Source organism: Corynebacterium sp. HMSC05H05 (assembly GCF_001807265.1).
In the GTDB taxonomy this organism is placed as follows: Bacteria; Actinomycetota; Actinomycetes; order Mycobacteriales; family Mycobacteriaceae; genus Corynebacterium.
Window position 1 is genome coordinate 1 of record NZ_KV788380.1, and the last position, 16,785, is coordinate 16,785.

The following is a 16,785-nucleotide window of genomic DNA, read 5'->3' on the forward strand; positions in this document are numbered from 1 at the left end:
AAACCCCCGCACACAAAGAATCGGACACTCTCTCTCTGACGGCTCTGACGATAGCGAGGTTGCGGTTGGGGCTGTTCATAGTGTCAAACATGTCCCGACTCACCAGTCAAACATCACCGACACGACTGAGGTAACCCTAAGTGTCAACAATGACGCGACTGACCTGTCAAGGATCACAACGCCTTCCGCAGGCACACCCCGTCAAATATGTCGTGACCTCAGACACCACATCCTCCGCAAAATCCGAAACCGGTGCCCCGCGTGGGTGCCGGTTTTCGCATATACGCGTGGGGGAATTGGGGTTAAACGACAGATCTGTCATCAATGCCGTTGCAACACACCCACTCACCGCCATAGGGCTCCTCCTAAAAAATTTTTAGGCAAGGCTTACCTAGCTACAAAATTTCGCGTACGATTGCGCACCATGATCGACCAACAGCTCAAAGACGCCATCAACCAGCAAGTCACCGAAGAGTACGCAGCCGCCTACACCTACCGCCACCTGGCCAACGAGATGGACGCACTGTCCTTCCCGGGCCTGTGCCAGTGGTTCGTCGCCCAAGCAAAGGAGGAGTGCGAGCACGCACTGAAGTTCGCCCAGCACCTCATCGACCGCGGTGAGCGCGTCGTGCCGAAGACCATCGAGATCAACGCGCCGGAGATCAACACGCCGCGCCAGGCATTCGAGGCCGCGCTCGCCCACGAACGGAAGGTCTCCGAGCAGATCCGCACCATCACCCGGCTTGCCGACGAAGTCGGTGACCTCGAGTCCCGCGCCCTGCTCAACTGGTTCCTCAACGAGCAGGTCGAGGAGGAGGCCACCGTCGGTGAGATCCTCGACCAGCTCAACCTCGTCGGCGATGACGGCTCGGGCCTTCTGCGTATCGACGCCCGGCTGGGCAACCGCGACATCGCGACCCCATCCGCGTAAAGGGTAAACAGCGCGAAAATTCGAGCTGAAATCCCCGCAAAATCGCGCCACTCGGGTCGCGGGACTGCCATCCACGGCCCAAGATATGGGCGTGAACTCGCCGCACACAGTCTCCCGCCGCAACTTCCTACGCACCGCCGCTGTGGCAACCTCGGCGGCGGGTGCGGCGGTGGCGGTGCCGAGCGCGCAGTCGCAGAGCACGCTGCCGACGAAGCCGGTGCCCGTGGAGATGGAGCTAGCGCCGCTGCCGTTTGTGCACGGCGTGGCCTCCGGCGACCCGCTGGCGGACGCGGTGGTGATCTGGACGCGCATCACCTCCGACGAGCACGCGATGCCCGGCTCCGGCGGCGGCGCCAACACCCGGGTGCGCTGGCGGGTCGCGCGCGACACGCAGCTTCGCAACGTCGTCGCCGAGGGCGAGACCGAAAGCCGCGTGGAGCGCGACCACACCATCCACGTCGACGTGTCCGGCCTGGAACCGGACACCGTCTACTACTACGCGTTCACCGTGGCCAACGGCCCGCACGAGGGCGCCGCCTCCCCGCTCGGCCGCACCAAAACCGCACCCGCTGGCCACGTGGACCGGCAGCGCTGGGCCGTCGCCTCCTGCGCCAACTGGGAATCCGGCTTCTTCACCGCCTACAAGGACATGGCGGCCCGCGCCTGGGCGGGCGAGCTGGACCTGACCGTCTTCCTCGGCGACTACATCTACGAATACGCCCAGTACGAATACGCCGGCTACGGGCCCGTGCGCCTGCACCAGCCCGCCCACGAAATTGTCGCCCTGGCGGACTACCGCACCCGCTACGGCCGCTACCGCACCGACCCGCACCTGCGCGACGCCCACGCCGCCATGCCGTGGGTGGTGGTGTGGGACGACCACGAAATCGCCAACAACAACTGGCGCGACGGCGCCGACAACCACAACGCGGACGAGGGCGACTTCCACACCCGCCGCGACGCCGCCATGCGCGCCTACTACGAATGGATGCCGGTGCGCCTGACCGAAACGTCCGACGAGGGCCACATCTACCGCTCCCTGCGTTTCGGCGACCTGGTGGAGCTGACCATCATGGACCTGCGCACCTACCGCGACAAGGAGTTTTGGCGCGGCGGCGCCCGCCAAACCGGCGACGCCCGCACGATGCTCGGCTCCGAACAGTACGACTGGCTCATCGACACTCTCGAACACTCCACCGCGACGTGGAACGCACTGGGCAACTCCGTGATGTTCTCCCCGCTGCACCTCGGCGCGGCGTTCAACCACGCGGCCACGCGGCCCGTCGCGAAGTCACTCAGCGCGAACATCGTGCCGGCGCAGGCACCGTTGCCCGAGCTCAACGACATGCCGCTCAACGGCGACCAGTGGGACGGCTACGACTTCGAGCGCCGCCGCCTGATCAACGCCCTGGGCCGTTTAGGCAAGCAGCCGATCTTCCTCACCGGCGACATCCACTCCGAGTGGGCGCACACCATCGCCCACGGCGGCGAGGAGATCGGCTGCGAGATCGTCTGCTCCTCCATCACCGCGCCGAACGTGGCGGAGTCGACGAAGATCCGCACCGGCCACCCCATCTTCGGCGCGGCGTGCGGCTACCTGCGCGCGGCGAACCCCAGCCTGCACCACGTGGCGCTGGACACGCACGGCTACACGGTTGTGGACATCACGCCCGAGCAGGTGGACGCGCAGTGGCTTCGCGTACACAACATCCTGGACCCGGCCTCACCCGTCTCCCCCGGCGCGACCCTGACGTGGCGCAAAGGCGAGGGCTTCGGGCAATGAGCCTATCCCGCCCACGACCACGGTTGGCGCGACAGCTGCGCCGGATCAAAAACCTCCCGCAACTTCTGGACGTTCGAAACGCCCGCGCAGCCGAGCGATTCCGCGATGTGCGCCACCACTTCTTCCGCACTGTTTTCGCGCAGCATCTCCCGCAACGTCACCGCCCCATCGCGCTTTGCTAATCGACGTCCCTCCGGCCCCACCACGAGCGGAACATGAACATACGAGGGGATTGTGAGCCCTAAGCGGTCGGCGAGGTACGCCTGCGCCGGCGCCGAAAACAGCAGATCGTCTCCGCGCACCACCTGGTCCACGCCCTGGTAGCCGTCGTCGACCACCACGGCCAGGTTGTACGCCCAGTCCCCCGCCTGCGCCTGGTCGATGCGCCCGCCGCGCTTCAGGATCACATCGTCCACCAGACCGGTGTATTCGCCCTGGTAGAAGTCGTGCACCGTCCACTCCCGCACGTGCGCGCGCAGCCTGATTGCCGGGAGGCGGCCTTCGGCGTGGAGCTCGGAGCGTCGTAAAGCACGCTGCTCTTCTGTGAGATTGCGGCAGGTGCCCGGGTACATGCCGGGCTGGGCGTGGGGCGCCGAGGCCGCCTCACGGATGTCGCGGCGGGAGCAGTAACACTCGTAGGTGTCCAGGCGGGACAGCGCCTCCGCGTACGCGTCGCCGCGATCGTGCTGGTAGATCACCGGCGGATCGAAATCCAGCCCCAGCGCTTCCAAGTCCTCGATCTGGCGCTGCGCAGACTCCGCGGACGAGCGCTCCGAGTCAATGTCTTCCACCCGCAGGTAGAAGTTGCGGCCCGTCTGGCGCGAGAACAACCACGCCAGCACCGCGGTGCGGAGGTTGCCGAAGTGCAGATCACCGCTGGGGCTCGGCGCGTAGCGGCCCGCGGGAGCTTGAAAATCAGACATGTGTGCCATGATAAATCGCATGTCACCCCGCGTTTCCCGCTCCCCGTACCCCTACCTGCTCGCCCTCTTCTGCGCAGTGTTTTTGATCTCCAACATCACCGCACAAAAAGGCGTAGCACTCGGGCCGCTGATCACCGACGGCGCGTTCTTCCTCTTCCCCATCTCGTATGTCATCGGCGACGTGATCGCCGAGGTCTACGGGTTCAAAGCCGCCCGCCGCGCCGTGTTCACCGGCTTCGGCATCGCCGTCGTTGCGGTCCTGTCCTTCTACATCGCGATCTGGCTGCCGGCCGCCGAGTTTTACGACATGGACGACACCTTCGCCGCCGTCCTCGGCCTCCTGCCTCAGATCGTGGCGGCGTCACTGACCGGGTACGTGGTGGGACAGCTGCTCAACGCGTGGGTGCTGCAGCGGATGAAAGACCGCTTCGGCGGGCAGCGGCTCTGGGCGCGCCTGATCGGCTCCACCGTGGTCGGGGAATTCGCCGACACACTGCTGTTTTGCTCCATCGCCGCCAGCGTCATCGGCATCGACTCTTTCGGTGCGTTTATGAACTACGTGGTGGTCGGCTTCGTGTGGAAAACCGCCATGGAGGTCGTGCTCCTGCCGGTGACGTACCCGACCATCGCCGCGGTGCGCCGGGCCGAGGAGCGCGCGGCGGTGTAAAGGGGCGTGCCCTCGCCCCCACCCCGCCCGCACCCGTAATTGCTTCTATGCTGAAAACTACTTGCCAAATCGGCTGGCCGATCACCGAATGACGCAATAAAGGGGAAGCATCATGAAGACAGCTCCACCAATGAAAACAATCGGAGCCTCCCTCGCGGCGTGCGCTCTGTTGCTCGCGGCTGGGTGCAGTTCCAGCGAGCAAGAAAGCCAAGAGCAGGACACCCCAGAATCGTCCGCGGCGGTCTCGGAGGACAACGTCTCAAACGATACGTTGACCGAAATGCCAGAGGACATGGATTTCTCCCAGCTCCTTGATGGCATCACGTACAAGGGTGAGCAAATCGCTGCGTATCCGCCAGAACAGATCGAGGAGTACGCACAACAAACGCGCGACCTTGAGGGCGTGGAGAACCACTCCTTCGATCCGCCTGAATGCGCCGAAGAGTTCAAGAAGAGCGAGGAAGAGTACATCCCCGAAAAAATGTCGCCAAAGACGTTCACCATCGGTGACCTTCAGACCGACGGGTTTTCTGCGATCGCCTACCACCGCAGTGCAACGAAAGACCCGCTGGCCGACAAGGTAAGCGCCAGCCTGGATAAATGCGAGAACTACTCGTACACCACTGAAGCTGGGACGATGCACATCACCATCGAGCAGCTGCCGTTTACTGCGAATGCGGAAAAGGGCTACTCGATCATCCAAAGGACCGAAACTGACGGTCTGCAGTTGGACACCTACAACTCTCTGGCCCAGAAAAACGGCGCGATTGTCAACGTGAACCTCACCGTGCCCACCGAAGAGAACATCGCGGCGGCCACCGACACGATGAACATGATCCTCGAGCGCTTGTAGCCCTACTTCGCCCGCCCCGCGTAGTAGCGGCCGAGGAACTCGTCGCGGTAGGCCTCGTAGTCGCCGGCGTCGATGGCGGCGCGGATGTTGTCCACCAGCCGGATCATGAACTCCAGGTTGTGCATCGTGCACAGCGTGCCGGCCAAAAACTCCTTGGCCTTGAGCAAGTGGTGGATGTAGGCCCGCGAGTAGTTTTCGGAGACGTAGCCGCCGAACTCCTCGTCCACCCCGGCGAAGTCGCGCTTGAACCGGGCGCCGGCGAGGTTCATCCGACCGTCCAGGGTGTATACCCCGCCGCGGCGGCCCAGGCGGGTCGGTGCCACGCAGTCGAAGGTGTCGGCGCCGGCCTCGACGGCGGTGAAGATGTCGTCCGGTTCGGAAATCCCCAGCAGATGACGCGGCATCGAAACGGGCAGTTCGTCGGTGACCCAGCCGACGATGGTGCCCAGGTTCTCTTTCTCCAGCGCGCCGCCGATGCCGAAGCCGCCAAAGCCGCGGCGGCCCTCGGCGCGCGCCTCCTTGTCCAGGTCCAACAGGCCCCGCACGGCGGATCGGCGCAGGTCCTCGTATTGGGCACCCTGGACGACGCCCCAGAGGGATTGGAGGGGTTTGCTGGAACGTGCCGTCGTTAAGCGATCATGCTCGAGCAGGCACCTGCGGGCCCAGCGGCGCGTGCGCTCGACGGAATGCTCCTGGTAGGCGCGGGTGTCCACGAGGGTGGTCAGCTCGTCGAAGGCGAACATGATGTCGGCGCCGAGCTGGTGCTGGATCTGCATGGACACCTCGGGCGTGAAGCGGTGCGACGAGCCGTCGATGACGGATTTGAAGTCCACGCCGTCGTCGTCCACGCGCGCCATGCGGTCCTTGTTCGCGGCGCGGATGTCGGAATCGGTCAGCCCCGCCACGTCCATGGCCAGGACCTTCTTAAACCCGACACCGAGGCTCATCACTTGGAAGCCGCCGGAGTCGGTGTAGGTGGGCCCGTGCCAGTTTTCAAACGCGGCCACACCGCCGGCCTCGTCCACGATGTCGGGGCCGGGCTGCAGGTACAGGTGGTACGCATTGGACAAGATCGCCTGCGCGCCGGTTTGGCGGATCTGCTCCGGCGTGAGCGTTTTCACCGTCGCCTTCGTGGCCACGGGGATGAACGCCGGGGTCTGAATGTCGCCGTGCGGGGTGTGGATCACACCGGTGCGGCCGTGGCGACCCGGCGCGGGCTCGAGCTGGGTGTGGGCCTCAAACGTCACGTCGGTCATGCGTGTTCCTTTTCTAGTTCGGTGCCCTCGACGTCCACTTCGGGCAGGAGACGGTCGAGCCACTTGGGCATCCACCAGGTGGAGCGGCCCAGGATGTACATGGTGGCGGGGACGAGGGCCATGCGGATAAAGAAGGCGTCGAAGAGCACGGCGATGCCGAGGGCGAAGCCGAAGATTTGGATGAATGGCAGCGGCTGGTCCAAGAACGCGATGAACACGGCGATCATGATGATCGCGGCGGCGGTGACCACGCGTGCGCCCTGCGCGAAACCTTCGACGGTGGATTCGTGGACGGCGCGAAGCTTATCGACGTTTCCACGTTTCAGATACGCCTCACGAATGCGCGTGACCAGGAAGACCTGGTAGTCCATGGCCAGGCCGAAGGTCACGCCGATCATGAAGATGGGCAGGAACGACAGGATCGGGCCCGGTGTGTTGACCAGGCCGAACAACCCCTCCTGGAAGACCAGGACGGTGACGCCGAACGCGGCGCCCACCGAGAGCAGGAAGCCCAGGCCTGCCACGAGGGGCACGAGGATGGAGCGGAACACCACCATGAGCAGCACGATGGCCAGGCCCACCACGATGGTCAGGTACAGCGGCATGGCCTCGGCGAGTTCCTCGGTGATGTCCATCTGCACCGCGGTCAGGCCGGTCAGCCCTATGTCGGTACCGGTGGCGTCTTCCACCTGGCCGATCACGTCGCGCACGCCGTGGGCGACGGAGAGGGTGCGCTGCTCCTCGGGTCCGCCGTCTGGGGTGGCCAGGATCTGCGCGGCGGTGAAGTCCTCGTTGGCGCCGATGAGCTGGGCGTGGGTGATGCCGCCGACGGCACCGACCTCGCCCACGGTGTAGATGAAGCTGGCCATCGCGGCCTTTTCGGCGTCGCCGCCGGCCTCGTCCGGGATGGCGTCCATGTACGGCTGCAGGATTTCCGAGTCCGGGTTGACGCTGTGCGCGTCCACCACCAGCAAAAGTGGGGCGTTGACGCCGGGGCCGAAGCCCTCCGCCATCAGGTCGGCGGACTTGCGCTGGGTGGTGTCCAGGTTGGAGGTGGTGTCCGACGGCAGGGCCATCTCCAGGTTCAGCACCGGGATACTCAGCGCGCTTAAGCCCAGCACCACCACGGCCATGACCAGGCCGGGGGCCTTTTCCACGAAGCGGACCCAGCGCCGGCCCAGGGAGTTGCCGTCCAGGTCCTTGCCCGGGCGCTTGCCGGGCCCGGGGTTGCCGGCCAGGCCGGGGATCTTGCCGGCGAACGCCTTCGAGCCCCACAGGCCCAACAGCGCGGGCACGAGTGTGAGCGCCACCAGCACGGAGATCGCCACGGTGGCCGCGGCCGCCAGGCCCATCCAGGTGAGGAACTCAATGCCCGCCAGCGCCAGCGCCACCAGGGCGGTGAACACCGTGGTGCCGGCGAAGACCACCGAGGAACCGGCGGTGCCCACCGCCATGCCTGCGGCCTCGTCCGGCGGCAGGTCCCGCGCTTCCTGCCGGTAGCGGGAGAGGATGAACAGTGCGTAGTCGATGCCCACGGCCAGACCGATCATCACCGCCAGCACCGGGGTGACGTTGTTCAGCTCCACCCAGTGGGTGGTCAGCAGCACCAAAAGCGCGCCGATGCCCACGCCCACCACGGCGGAGATCAGCGGGATCACCGACGCGGCCAGCGAACCAAACGTGACCACCAGCACCACAAACGCCACGCCCAGGCCAACCATCTCGGAGGTGGTCTTCACCGCGATCGGGTCGCCGAAGCCGGCACCGCCGGCCTCCACCTGCAGCCCGGCGTCGCGGCCCAGCTGCATGGCCTCAGTCACCACATCGCGGTCCGCCTGGTCCACGGACATCGAGGACGGGGCATCGAAGTCGAAGGTGGTGTAGGCGATGCGGCCATCGTCGGAAAGCATCCGCATGTTGTGCGCGTCCGCCTCCGCGCGCTCGGACGGCATGCCCATCTCCGACATCTGGTCGATGATGATGCGCTGCAGCTCCTCATTGACCTGCACCGGATTGCCAAAGCGCTGCCCCTCCACGCCCAGGTGGTCGCGGATGTAACCTACGGTCTGATCCATCGCCGCCATGTGCTCCGGGGTGTCCAGCCGCTCCCCTTCGGGCGCGGCGAAGACCAGGTTCACGCTCGGCGCGGTGGCCACGTTGCCCGCGTCGGGGAAGTTCTCCGCCATGGAATCCAGCGCGTCAATCGCCGGGGTGTTCTCGATAGCGAACTCGTCCGTGAACGGCTTCATCAGCGACAACGCGCCAGCGGCCGTCGCCCCGAGCAGCAGCAGCCAGGCGACGATCACCCGCCACTTGTGCAGGTACGACCAGCGCCCGAGTTTGTACAGCAGTTTCGCCACGTAAAAGACCCGTTCCTTCCCGCCCGCGGCCCGCGCGAGCGTAACCCGGCCCATCCTAGTGGCCGCCCCCGACATGCGAAAAGCCCCCGTTTCCGGGGGCTTGACACTTTGGCGGTAGCGGCGGGATTTGAACCCGCGGAGGTTTTACCCTCACTCGCTTTCGAGGCGAGTACCTTCGGCCGCTCGGACACGCTACCGCCGAACAGATTAACGGCAGCGCTGCCGGATAACCAAATTAGCGCTCAGCCTGGTCCTCAGCCTCGTCGCGCTTGTCCTCGACCTTCGCGGCGACCTCGTTGGCCTTGTCCTTGATAGCGTCGCCAGCCTCGGAGAGCTTCTCCTTGGCGGAGCCGACCAGCTGGTCAGCCTTGCCCTCGTTGGCGAGCTTCTCGTTATCGGTGAGGTTGCCCAGAGCTTCCTTAGCGCCGCCCTTGAGCTGGTCTGCCTTGTCCTCGATACCCATTGTCTAACTCCTTTTCGTTGATTTTCGGTTGCGTTCGCCCACTATAGGTCCGAATGGCGCGGCGTTGGGTAACGATTCAATTAACCCTCAGGCCTTTAAAGAAGCTTTTGAGCATGAAGGCAGCTTCCGCCTCCAGCACGCCCGCGCGCACCTCGGGGGTGTGCAGGTGGCGCGGGTCCCGGATCGCGTCCAGCACACTGCCCACCGCGCCGGTCTTCGGCTCCCACGCGCCGAAGACCAGCGAGGACACCCGCGCCCCCAGGATCGCGCCCGCACACATCGTGCACGGCTCCAGCGTTACCACCAGCTCGCAGCCGTCCAGCCGCCACGCCCCCAACGTCCGCGCGGCGTCGCGGATCGCTTCCACCTCGGCGTGGGCGGTGGGATCGCAGTTCGCTTCTCGACGGTTCACGCCCCTGCCCACCACCTCGCCCGCGGCATCAAACACGACAGCGCCCACCGGTACGTCGCCGGCGGGAGTCTGTTTGGCGGTCTCGAGCGCGACGCGCATGCGCTCCTCGGCGCGCCGCAGGCTAACCGACAACGTCGTCCAACTCGTCGCCAAACCCGAGCTCGTCGGCGATTGACTGGGCGAGGTCGGCCGGATCCGCGTCGTCGTCAAGCAAAATGCTCATCTGCTCCTCGGACAGGCCGAGGTCCGCGAGGATGTCGAAGTCCCCGTCCGCCCACGCGTCCACATTGTCCAGCTCGTCCGGGTCAATGTCCGGGATCTCGGCGTCCGCCTCATCCAGGATGTCCGCGGCGAAATCGTCGTCCACCGCCATCGTCGCATCCGAGATGAGCACGCGGGTTTGCGACGGCCCCGGGCGCACGATGACCAGGTAGTCCTCCTCCACGTTGAGCAGCGCAAACGCCGGCCCCTCGGCGCGCAGGTTCCGCACCGCGGTGATGGAGGTGGAAAGGTCCGAAAAGTCGTCGTCGAACTCGCGGACATGCCACGCGCCATCTGCGCGCTCGACGGTGACTGCGTACCCGTCCGGGAAATCCTGGCTCATGGTGTCGAAGCGTAGTCCGCGCCCGCGGAGGTGTCACTAGACTGAGTGCGGTGACTACCCATCAGCTGCCCCCAGTGTGCATTGTCGGCCTCGGACTCATCGGCGGATCGCTCATGCGCGACCTGCAAACGCGTGGGGAGCGCGTCTACGGCTTCACGCTGCACGGTGCCCGCGCCGCCCGCAGGGACGGATTCGACGTATCCGACTCCGTGGAGGAAGTGCTGCGCCGCGCCGAACACGACCGCGCGCTGGTGGTTGTGGCAGTGCCGATGCGGGCCGTGGCCTCGGTGCTGGACCAGGTGGCCGAATTCGCGCCCTCGTGCGGCATCACCGACGTGGTCAGCGTGAAAAAGCCAGTCTACGACCTGGTGGTCGAGCGCGGCCTGGAGTCCCGCTATGTGGGCGGGCACCCGATGGCCGGCACGGAATTTTCCGGGTGGACCGCCTCCCAGGAGGGTCTGTTCGCAAGCGCCGCGTGGGCCGTGACCTTCGACTACGCGCGCGAGCACCCCGGGGACACCGCGTGGGCGGAGCTGTTCACTGTGGTCTGCCGCATGGCTTCGGTGGTCGGCGCGGAGGCGGTGCCGGTCTCTGTGGACCGCCACGACGAGGCCGTCGCCCGCGTGTCCCACCTGCCGCACGTGATCGCCGAGGCGCTGGCCTTAGTCGGCGACCACGGAGGCACGCTGGCGCAGTCCCTGTCCGCTGGATCCTTCCGCGGCTCCACGCGCGTGGCCAGCACCGACCCGGATCTGGTGCGCAACATGTGCGAAACCAACGCGGAATCCCTGGTGCCGGTGCTCGACGAGTTCATCAACCTCCTCCAGGACGCCCGCGACTCCCTGTCCAGCGAGCGCCCGTCGCTTGAGGAGCTGGCCAAATCCGGCCACCGCGCCCACCTGCGCATGGCCGCGCGCAAGGGAGCGCGGCGCGAGTCGGTCTCGCCCGTGGAGATCTCGTCGCGCCCGATCATGCGCGTGCACCCGGGCACCCCGGGCTGGGAGAAGCAGCTGGTGCAGATCGAGTCCGTGGGCGGGCGCGTCGAAGTGTTTTAACCTTCCGGCATGACAAAAGGCGGCTCCCCATGTCAGGGAGCCGCCTTTTGTGTTCTACGCGGTCTTACTGGTTTTCGCGCCGGCGGCCCAGTGCCAGGTAAGCGCCACCGATGAGCACGGACAGCACACCGAGCGCGATAATTGCGCGCATCGGGGTACCGGTATCCGCGAGATCACCGTCACGCTCCGTGTCGGAGGAGGTGGTAGCGCGGGTAGAAGTGTTCGCCTTGGCCACCTTGGTGGAGTTGCCGTTGCGGGTGACCACCTTCGCGGACGGGGTCACGCTGGTGGAGCGGCCCGTGGAACGGCCCGTGGTGCTGCTCGAGGTCACCTTCGTGCCGCCGAACGTGGTCTTGGTGGTCTTCGAGCCACCGGCGCCAGCCGCGCCCGCTAGGCCGCCAGCGCCAGCCAGTGCGGCCGCCGGGGCGAGGAAGGACGACGCCATTGGACGGACCTGGTCAATGACCTTCAGCACCTGGTCCGGCTTGCTCAGCGTGGACGACGGGGTCGCGTTGGGGTCGCGCGGGAGCACGAGCTCTGCCTCAGTGTCGCCGCGGCGGATCACCACGTCGGCGTTCTTGTACCCCTTCGGCGCTTCCTTCAGCGTGAGCTGGACGAGCTTCGCATTGTCCTTCTTCGGGTCGATGGTGACCTTGCCGCGGCCGTTCGCATCGGTGGTGCCGAAGACGCGGCCGTCCTCGCTCTTGAACTCGGCGCCCTCGACGACCTTGTCGTCGGCGGTCTTGACCAGGACGTCCACCTCGATCAGGCCGTCGCTGTCCTGCTCCGTAGTCTTCTTCGTCGTGGTGGTGGCAGGCGTCGACGTCGGCGTGCCCGCCTGCGCCGCCACGGTGGTGGTCGCAGACGCGTTCTCGCCCTCCGGGAGGATGAACTTCACGGACTTGGCGCCGCGCTGAACCTCAGCCACGGAGTCGCCCCAGCCTTCCGGCGCCTCGGCGATTGCCAGGTTGAAGGCCTTCTTCTCGCGGGAGGCATCGTCAACCTTGAGGGATACCTTGCCCTTGCCGGTTTCGTCGGTGCTGCCGTCGACAGTGCCGTCCTTGCTGACAAAGGTGACGCCCTGCACTGGGCGGCCGTCCTCGGTCAGCACCTCAACGTCGAGCTCGACAACCTCGGGGGCCTTCTGGCCAATGCTCGGGGACTTCTTGGACGGCGTCGGCTCCGCGGTGTTGGTGGCGGACACCGTCGGCGCATCAGCGTCGGCGGTCGGCTGGCCGGAACCGGCCACCGGGGTCTCGCCGGCGGCGGAGGCCGGCTTCGCCTCCAGGCCCGCCACTGCCTTGTAGTTGTCCTCGGCAGAGCGGTCAGCCTCAACGTCGACGATCTTGCCGTCTTCGAACTTCACGGCGTTGCCTTCGCCGTCGGCGAAGAACGTGGCGTCATCCTCCAGGTAGGCGTACTCGAACGCGACGACGTCATCCAGGTCGACGCCCTTTGCAACCTCGGCAGGAGCCTCGGCGGCGGTGGCTTCCTCGCCCTTCACGTTCAGGGTGTAGCGCGTCGCCTTGCCGTCCTTAACGCCGAGTGCGACCAGCTCGGCGTCGTTGTCGGTAGGAGCCCACGCAAGCTCCGGCAGGTCGCGCACGCCTTCGATAGGCTTCTTCACAAACTCGAGGTTCTTCGGGGCGCTCTTCGGACCGGTTTCGTCGTCTGCGAGGTCTTTGGTGTGGACGGCTTCGCCGTCGAAAAGCACGAAGGTGCCGTCCTGCGTGAAGGCCGCGGAGGTGATCTCCTTGGCGTCCACGCCCGGGATCGCGCCCAGGTCCTTCAGGTTGCCGGTCTGCGGGTGGATGCGCAGCAGGTGGCCCTCGTTGGACACGGCGTAGAGGCGGCCGTTGGTCGGGTTGCTGGCCACGGCGCTGTAGGTGTGGTTGTCAGAGGTGTACTCCACACCCGCGGTGCCGGAGCCAGCGGCCGTCGCCGAGACGATCAGGGAGGCGAAGCCCTTGAGGATGTCGGCCCACTCCTGCGCGGTGTCCGCCTTGGTTGTGGGGGCAACCTTGCTTGTCGACGCCTTCGTGGACCCCTCAGCCGGCTTCACCGCGGAAGCGGACTCGCTGGCCGACGCAGAGGTGGAGGAAGACACCGAGGAAACCGGAGCGGCGGAGCTCGTGTCCTCCGTGGAGACGATAGGAGCCTTCGAAGTAGCGGACTCCGAGGACGGAGACGACGTATCCGCCTTCGCAACGGGCACGAGTGTGAGCGTGCCCGCGACTGCAGCGGCGAGCGACAGCCCGGCGATGCGGTTGACCTTGGAGTTTGAAGCCATTATTACCTCTCGAATGTGAAAAAGCGCGCGAAAGCCCAAAAAGCATCTACGAATCTATACGTTTCAGCGCGCTGTCTCAATATTTATTGCCTGTAAAAACACAGCACCCCGGCCTCGCCGATGCGTCTCGACGAGGCCGGGGTGCCGCTGATATCTTAACCATGGAGCGGGGCTTTAGTTGGTGGCCTCTTCCGGCTGGTCCTCAGCCTCAGCGTCGGTCTTCTCGGAGCTGGAGCCCTCGGAGCTGGAGCCCTCGGAATCCTTGGAGGAGCTACCGCCCTCCTGCGGATCAGCCCAGCCCAGCTCACAGCTTGCGTAGTACAGGCCGGTAAGCAGACCAGCCAGTGCCAGCAGTGCCACACCGCCGGCGGCTGCCGGGGCAGCCGGGTTGATTTCTGCCAGCTGACGGTTCACGCCGTCGATCTGCGCCTGGATCTCGTTCATCCACTGCGGACGCTCGAAGTTGAAGCCGTTGCCGAAGTTCGTCTCCGGCAGGGCCTGGCGGAGTGCGGCGTTGGCCTGGGCGGAAACCTGGTTCAGCTCATCCTCGAACATCACGCCGATGCCGCCCATGACGGCACCGAGCAGGCCGATCGGAACCAGCCATGCAACCGGGTTGGACACGGAGGACGCAGATGCCAGGCACTTGCCCAGGGAGCTGCCGTCCTCGTCGCCCTGTGCAGCGCCACCCTCGGAGATGCCTGCGGTACGCGGGGTCTCCAGCTGGAGGTTGATGTACTGCTCGTCCTTGTTGACCTCGAATTCCTTGGACTCGAGGACCGCACCCGGATCGAAGGAGTTGTTCTCCGGATCCTTCGGGTCGACCAGGCGCAGGTTGCCCGGGCTGTCAATCTTCACCGAGTACTTGCCGTACGGCGTGCCCTCGAACAGGACGTTGCCGTTCTCGTCGGAATCGCCGGCGAAGGACGGGGCACCGTCGGACGGCACCAGGGAGATCTTCAGGCCGGTCAGGCTCTCTTCCGGATCCTGCTTGCCGTTGCCGTTGTCGTCGACCCAAGCAATCACCTGGAGGTTGCTGGAGTCGATCTCTGCGCCCTCGGAGACCACAACGTGGGCGTTGCCCTTGATGTTGTCCTTCGGGGAGATGATCAGCACGGACGACGGGTCCTCGCCGTACTCCGGCTCGCCGGTGTAGCTGTCGCCGCGGCCCGGACGTGCCGGCAGCTCGCCACGAGCCTCAGCTGCGTTGTGGTGCTTTGCACCCTCCTTGAGGCCCTCCGGCAGCTCGGCGGTGAAGATCACCCGCTCGCCCGGCAGCAGGGTGCCGTTGAAATCCTCCGGCGCCTTGACATCGAGGTCGTAGCACTGGCTGTCCTCGTTCTTGTCGGACGCCTTCGCCGGCTCGCACTTGTCCTCGTCGACGCCGTCCTCGTAGACGATGTCGGTGAGAGAAACATTCACCATCGGCGTGGAACCGGTGTTGGTCACCTCGTAGGTGAAGCCCAGCGGCGAGTTCGCTTCGGCTTTCACCGGCTTATCCTTGTTGGTGGCGAAGCGGGCGTTGACCTTCTTCGACACTGCGCCACGCAGGAACTTGGTGTACGCGGAGTCCGGCAGGGAGCTGACCTTCTCGCCCTTGGAGGTGACACCGCTTGCGGTTGCGACGTTGTTGAAGTCGAACGCATCCTCCGGCGCCTTCATCTTGGCGCTGAAGACCTTGGAGTCGCCCGGAGCCAGCTCAGACTCAGCGGTCCAGCCTTCCGGCATGGTCAGCTCAATGTTGCGCTTCTCCAGCTCCGGATCGTCGAACGTGATGTCCTTGATCGGCGTGTCGCCGTCGTTGGTGACAATCAGGGCGTAGAGGAGGTCCTCGCCGTCCTTGACGGTCATCACATCGTCGACAAGCTCGCCGTCCTCGTTCTTGACCTTGCCGTTGTTGTCGGCGTCACGGCCCCAAACTCGCTTCTCAAGCTTCAGGGACTTGTTCTCGGTCAGGTGGATCTCCGGCAGCTCGACATCCTCGCCAGCGCGCACCGGCACCTTGATCGGGTCAGCATCGTTGCCGCGGCCCGGGGTGAGGATCTCCACATCGTGGACGCCCGGAATGACGTCGTCGATTTCGAAGGAGCCGTCGTCCTCGACCGGGATGACGCGGGAGTTGCCGCGCGGATCGGTCACCACAACGGTGGTGCCCGGCACAGCGTTGCCGTTGCCGTCGTCGACGCGGCCGACGATGGACTGGGTCTTCGGCGCCTCAACCTTGATCTCGACCGGGGTGGACTTGCCAGACTCGACAGTCACCGTGCGGTTGATCTTGTCGCCCTTGACGTCCACATCCGGCCAGCCCTCGGGCAGGGTGACCTCAAGGTCGAAGTCGGCCTTGCCGTCCGGGAAGTACTTGAAGTCGATCTTCGGGGTGACAAAGTAGCCGTCCGCGTCGACCTTGACCGGGACCTCGTAGTCGAACTTCTCGCCCGTGTCCGGGTCGGTAACGCCCTTCTTCACCAGCTTGATGTCGGAGCCAGTGATCGGACGGTTGGATTCGTCGACCAACCAGCCGTGGACCGAACCCGGCTCCGCGGCAGGCTTGTTCTTGTCCAGCTCGATCTCAGGCTTGTCCACCTTGATCGGCGGCAGCTTGGAGGTCTTTCCCTTCTCCACCGGCACAACCTGCGGCTTCGGATCGTTGAAGCCGTCCGGCGCGTCGACGATCACCACGTAATCGCCGTCCTCCGGCACCTCCGGAACCTCGAAGTTGCCGTTCTCGTCGACCTCGATCGGGTCGCCGACCTGGTTGCCGTCCTTGTCCTTGACGATCACGGTCGGCGGCTGCGGCTTGCCGTCCTTATCCTTCGACGGCGGAAGCGGGTTGCCCTCCGGGTCGGTGACAGTGCCGATGATGCTCGGATTCTTCGGCTTGGAGTCCGTGGTCGGAGCGGGTGCGACAGTCGGCTTCGCGGACGTGGTCGTCGGCTTCGAGGTAGACGGCTTCGAAGTCGTCGGCTTCGAAGTAGACGGCTTCGCGGCCGAGGTAGACGGCTGCGTCGTAGTCGTCGTGGTCACCTTGGTCGACGTCGAGGTGGACGGCTTCGTCGTGGTCGTCTTGGGAGTAGACGTCGTCGGCTTCGTAGTAGTCGTCTTAGTCGACGTCGGAGTGGACGACTCCGCTGGCGTTGAGGTTGGGATAGAGATGCGATCCGGAGTGACATCACCAATCGAAGCGTTAC

The 16,785-nt window shown here is 65.5% G+C and carries 13 protein-coding genes and 1 tRNA gene; 5 read left to right on the plus strand and 9 right to left on the minus strand.

All coding sequences use genetic code 11. The features are described from left to right. Positions 1 to 427 precede the first annotated feature (427 nt). Both HMPREF3151_RS03220 and HMPREF3151_RS03225 read left to right on the plus strand, forming a co-directional pair. On the plus strand, positions 428 to 931 hold the full coding sequence (locus HMPREF3151_RS03220) for a ferritin (RefSeq protein ID WP_181889678.1): 504 nt from the start codon (positions 428 to 430) through the stop codon (positions 929 to 931). 85 nt (positions 932 to 1,016) lie between these two features. Then, positions 1,017 to 2,714, plus strand: coding sequence for an alkaline phosphatase D family protein (locus HMPREF3151_RS03225; RefSeq protein ID WP_070473442.1), 1,698 nt, complete (start codon positions 1,017 to 1,019; stop codon positions 2,712 to 2,714). A gap of 2 nt (positions 2,715 to 2,716) precedes the next feature. On the opposite strand, the gene gluQRS is transcribed toward HMPREF3151_RS03225, so the two are convergent. Further along, entirely contained in the window at positions 2,717 to 3,637 is a 921-nt protein-coding gene (gene gluQRS / locus HMPREF3151_RS03230; RefSeq protein ID WP_070473472.1) for a tRNA glutamyl-Q(34) synthetase GluQRS, read from the minus strand. A gap of 19 nt (positions 3,638 to 3,656) precedes the next feature. Between gluQRS and HMPREF3151_RS03235 the strand changes: the two genes are divergently transcribed. Both HMPREF3151_RS03235 and HMPREF3151_RS03240 read left to right on the plus strand, forming a co-directional pair. Beyond that, the gene (locus HMPREF3151_RS03235; protein ID WP_070473445.1) at positions 3,657 to 4,304 is read left to right on the plus strand and encodes a queuosine precursor transporter; all 648 of its coding nucleotides are present in this window, start codon (positions 3,657 to 3,659) and stop codon (positions 4,302 to 4,304) included. A 280-nt stretch (positions 4,305 to 4,584) separates the two neighbouring features. Further along, entirely contained in the window at positions 4,585 to 5,157 is a 573-nt protein-coding gene (locus HMPREF3151_RS03240; protein ID WP_141741290.1) for a hypothetical protein, read from the plus strand. A 2-nt stretch (positions 5,158 to 5,159) separates the two neighbouring features. Here HMPREF3151_RS03240 and tgt read toward each other — a convergent pair whose 3' ends face one another. The 6 genes from tgt to HMPREF3151_RS03270 form a co-directional block, all read right to left on the minus strand. Next, the gene (gene tgt, locus HMPREF3151_RS03245; protein ID WP_070473449.1) at positions 5,160 to 6,413 is read right to left on the minus strand and encodes a tRNA guanosine(34) transglycosylase Tgt; all 1,254 of its coding nucleotides are present in this window, start codon (positions 6,411 to 6,413) and stop codon (positions 5,160 to 5,162) included. After that, complete coding sequence (locus HMPREF3151_RS03250; RefSeq protein ID WP_070473455.1) at positions 6,410 to 8,773, minus strand: MMPL family transporter; 2,364 nt, start codon at positions 8,771 to 8,773, stop codon at positions 6,410 to 6,412. The genes tgt and HMPREF3151_RS03250 overlap by 4 nt, the downstream gene beginning before the upstream one ends. A gap of 109 nt (positions 8,774 to 8,882) precedes the next feature. After that, positions 8,883 to 8,970: transfer RNA gene (locus tag HMPREF3151_RS03255), tRNA-Ser, on the minus strand. Positions 8,971 to 9,008: 38 nt separating this feature from the next. After that, positions 9,009 to 9,236, minus strand: coding sequence for a CsbD family protein (locus HMPREF3151_RS03260; RefSeq protein ID WP_070473457.1), 228 nt, complete (start codon positions 9,234 to 9,236; stop codon positions 9,009 to 9,011). A 76-nt stretch (positions 9,237 to 9,312) separates the two neighbouring features. Next, positions 9,313 to 9,747, minus strand: a complete 435-nt coding sequence (locus HMPREF3151_RS03265; RefSeq protein WP_070473459.1) for a nucleoside deaminase — start codon at positions 9,745 to 9,747, stop codon at positions 9,313 to 9,315. A 22-nt stretch (positions 9,748 to 9,769) separates the two neighbouring features. Continuing rightward, positions 9,770 to 10,252 carry a tRNA adenosine deaminase-associated protein gene (locus HMPREF3151_RS03270; protein WP_070473461.1) on the minus strand — a complete coding sequence of 161 codons (483 nt, stop codon included), beginning with the start codon at positions 10,250 to 10,252 and terminating at the stop codon, positions 9,770 to 9,772. 50 nt (positions 10,253 to 10,302) lie between these two features. On the opposite strand from HMPREF3151_RS03270, the gene HMPREF3151_RS03275 reads away from it, so the two are divergent. Further along, entirely contained in the window at positions 10,303 to 11,307 is a 1,005-nt protein-coding gene (locus HMPREF3151_RS03275; protein WP_141741291.1) for a prephenate dehydrogenase, read from the plus strand. 64 nt (positions 11,308 to 11,371) lie between these two features. On the opposite strand, the gene HMPREF3151_RS03280 is transcribed toward HMPREF3151_RS03275, so the two are convergent. Both HMPREF3151_RS03280 and HMPREF3151_RS03285 read right to left on the minus strand, forming a co-directional pair. Continuing rightward, positions 11,372 to 13,597 carry a hypothetical protein gene (locus HMPREF3151_RS03280; RefSeq protein ID WP_070473465.1) on the minus strand — a complete coding sequence of 742 codons (2,226 nt, stop codon included), beginning with the start codon at positions 13,595 to 13,597 and terminating at the stop codon, positions 11,372 to 11,374. A 174-nt stretch (positions 13,598 to 13,771) separates the two neighbouring features. Next, the gene (locus HMPREF3151_RS03285; protein ID WP_141741292.1) at positions 13,772 to 16,621 is read right to left on the minus strand and encodes a DUF7507 domain-containing protein; all 2,850 of its coding nucleotides are present in this window, start codon (positions 16,619 to 16,621) and stop codon (positions 13,772 to 13,774) included. Positions 16,622 to 16,785: the final 164 nt, after the last annotated feature.

What these genes read in the sequence shown, in the direction of transcription:
- HMPREF3151_RS03225 (WP_070473442.1), top strand. Translation starts at nt 1,017, where the DNA reads ATGGGCGTGAACTCGCCGCACACAGTCTCCCGCCGCAACTTCCTACGC.
- gluQRS (WP_070473472.1), bottom strand. Translation starts at nt 3,637, where the DNA reads ATGTCTGATTTTCAAGCTCCCGCGGGCCGCTACGCGCCGAGCCCCAGC.
- HMPREF3151_RS03235 (WP_070473445.1), top strand. Translation starts at nt 3,657, where the DNA reads ATGTCACCCCGCGTTTCCCGCTCCCCGTACCCCTACCTGCTCGCCCTC.
- HMPREF3151_RS03240 (WP_141741290.1), top strand. Translation starts at nt 4,585, where the DNA reads ATGCCAGAGGACATGGATTTCTCCCAGCTCCTTGATGGCATCACGTAC.
- tgt (WP_070473449.1), bottom strand. Translation starts at nt 6,413, where the DNA reads ATGACCGACGTGACGTTTGAGGCCCACACCCAGCTCGAGCCCGCGCCG.
- HMPREF3151_RS03260 (WP_070473457.1), bottom strand. Translation starts at nt 9,236, where the DNA reads ATGGGTATCGAGGACAAGGCAGACCAGCTCAAGGGCGGCGCTAAGGAA.
- HMPREF3151_RS03265 (WP_070473459.1), bottom strand. Translation starts at nt 9,747, where the DNA reads ATGCGCGTCGCGCTCGAGACCGCCAAACAGACTCCCGCCGGCGACGTA.
- HMPREF3151_RS03270 (WP_070473461.1), bottom strand. Translation starts at nt 10,252, where the DNA reads ATGAGCCAGGATTTCCCGGACGGGTACGCAGTCACCGTCGAGCGCGCA.
- HMPREF3151_RS03280 (WP_070473465.1), bottom strand. Translation starts at nt 13,597, where the DNA reads ATGGCTTCAAACTCCAAGGTCAACCGCATCGCCGGGCTGTCGCTCGCC.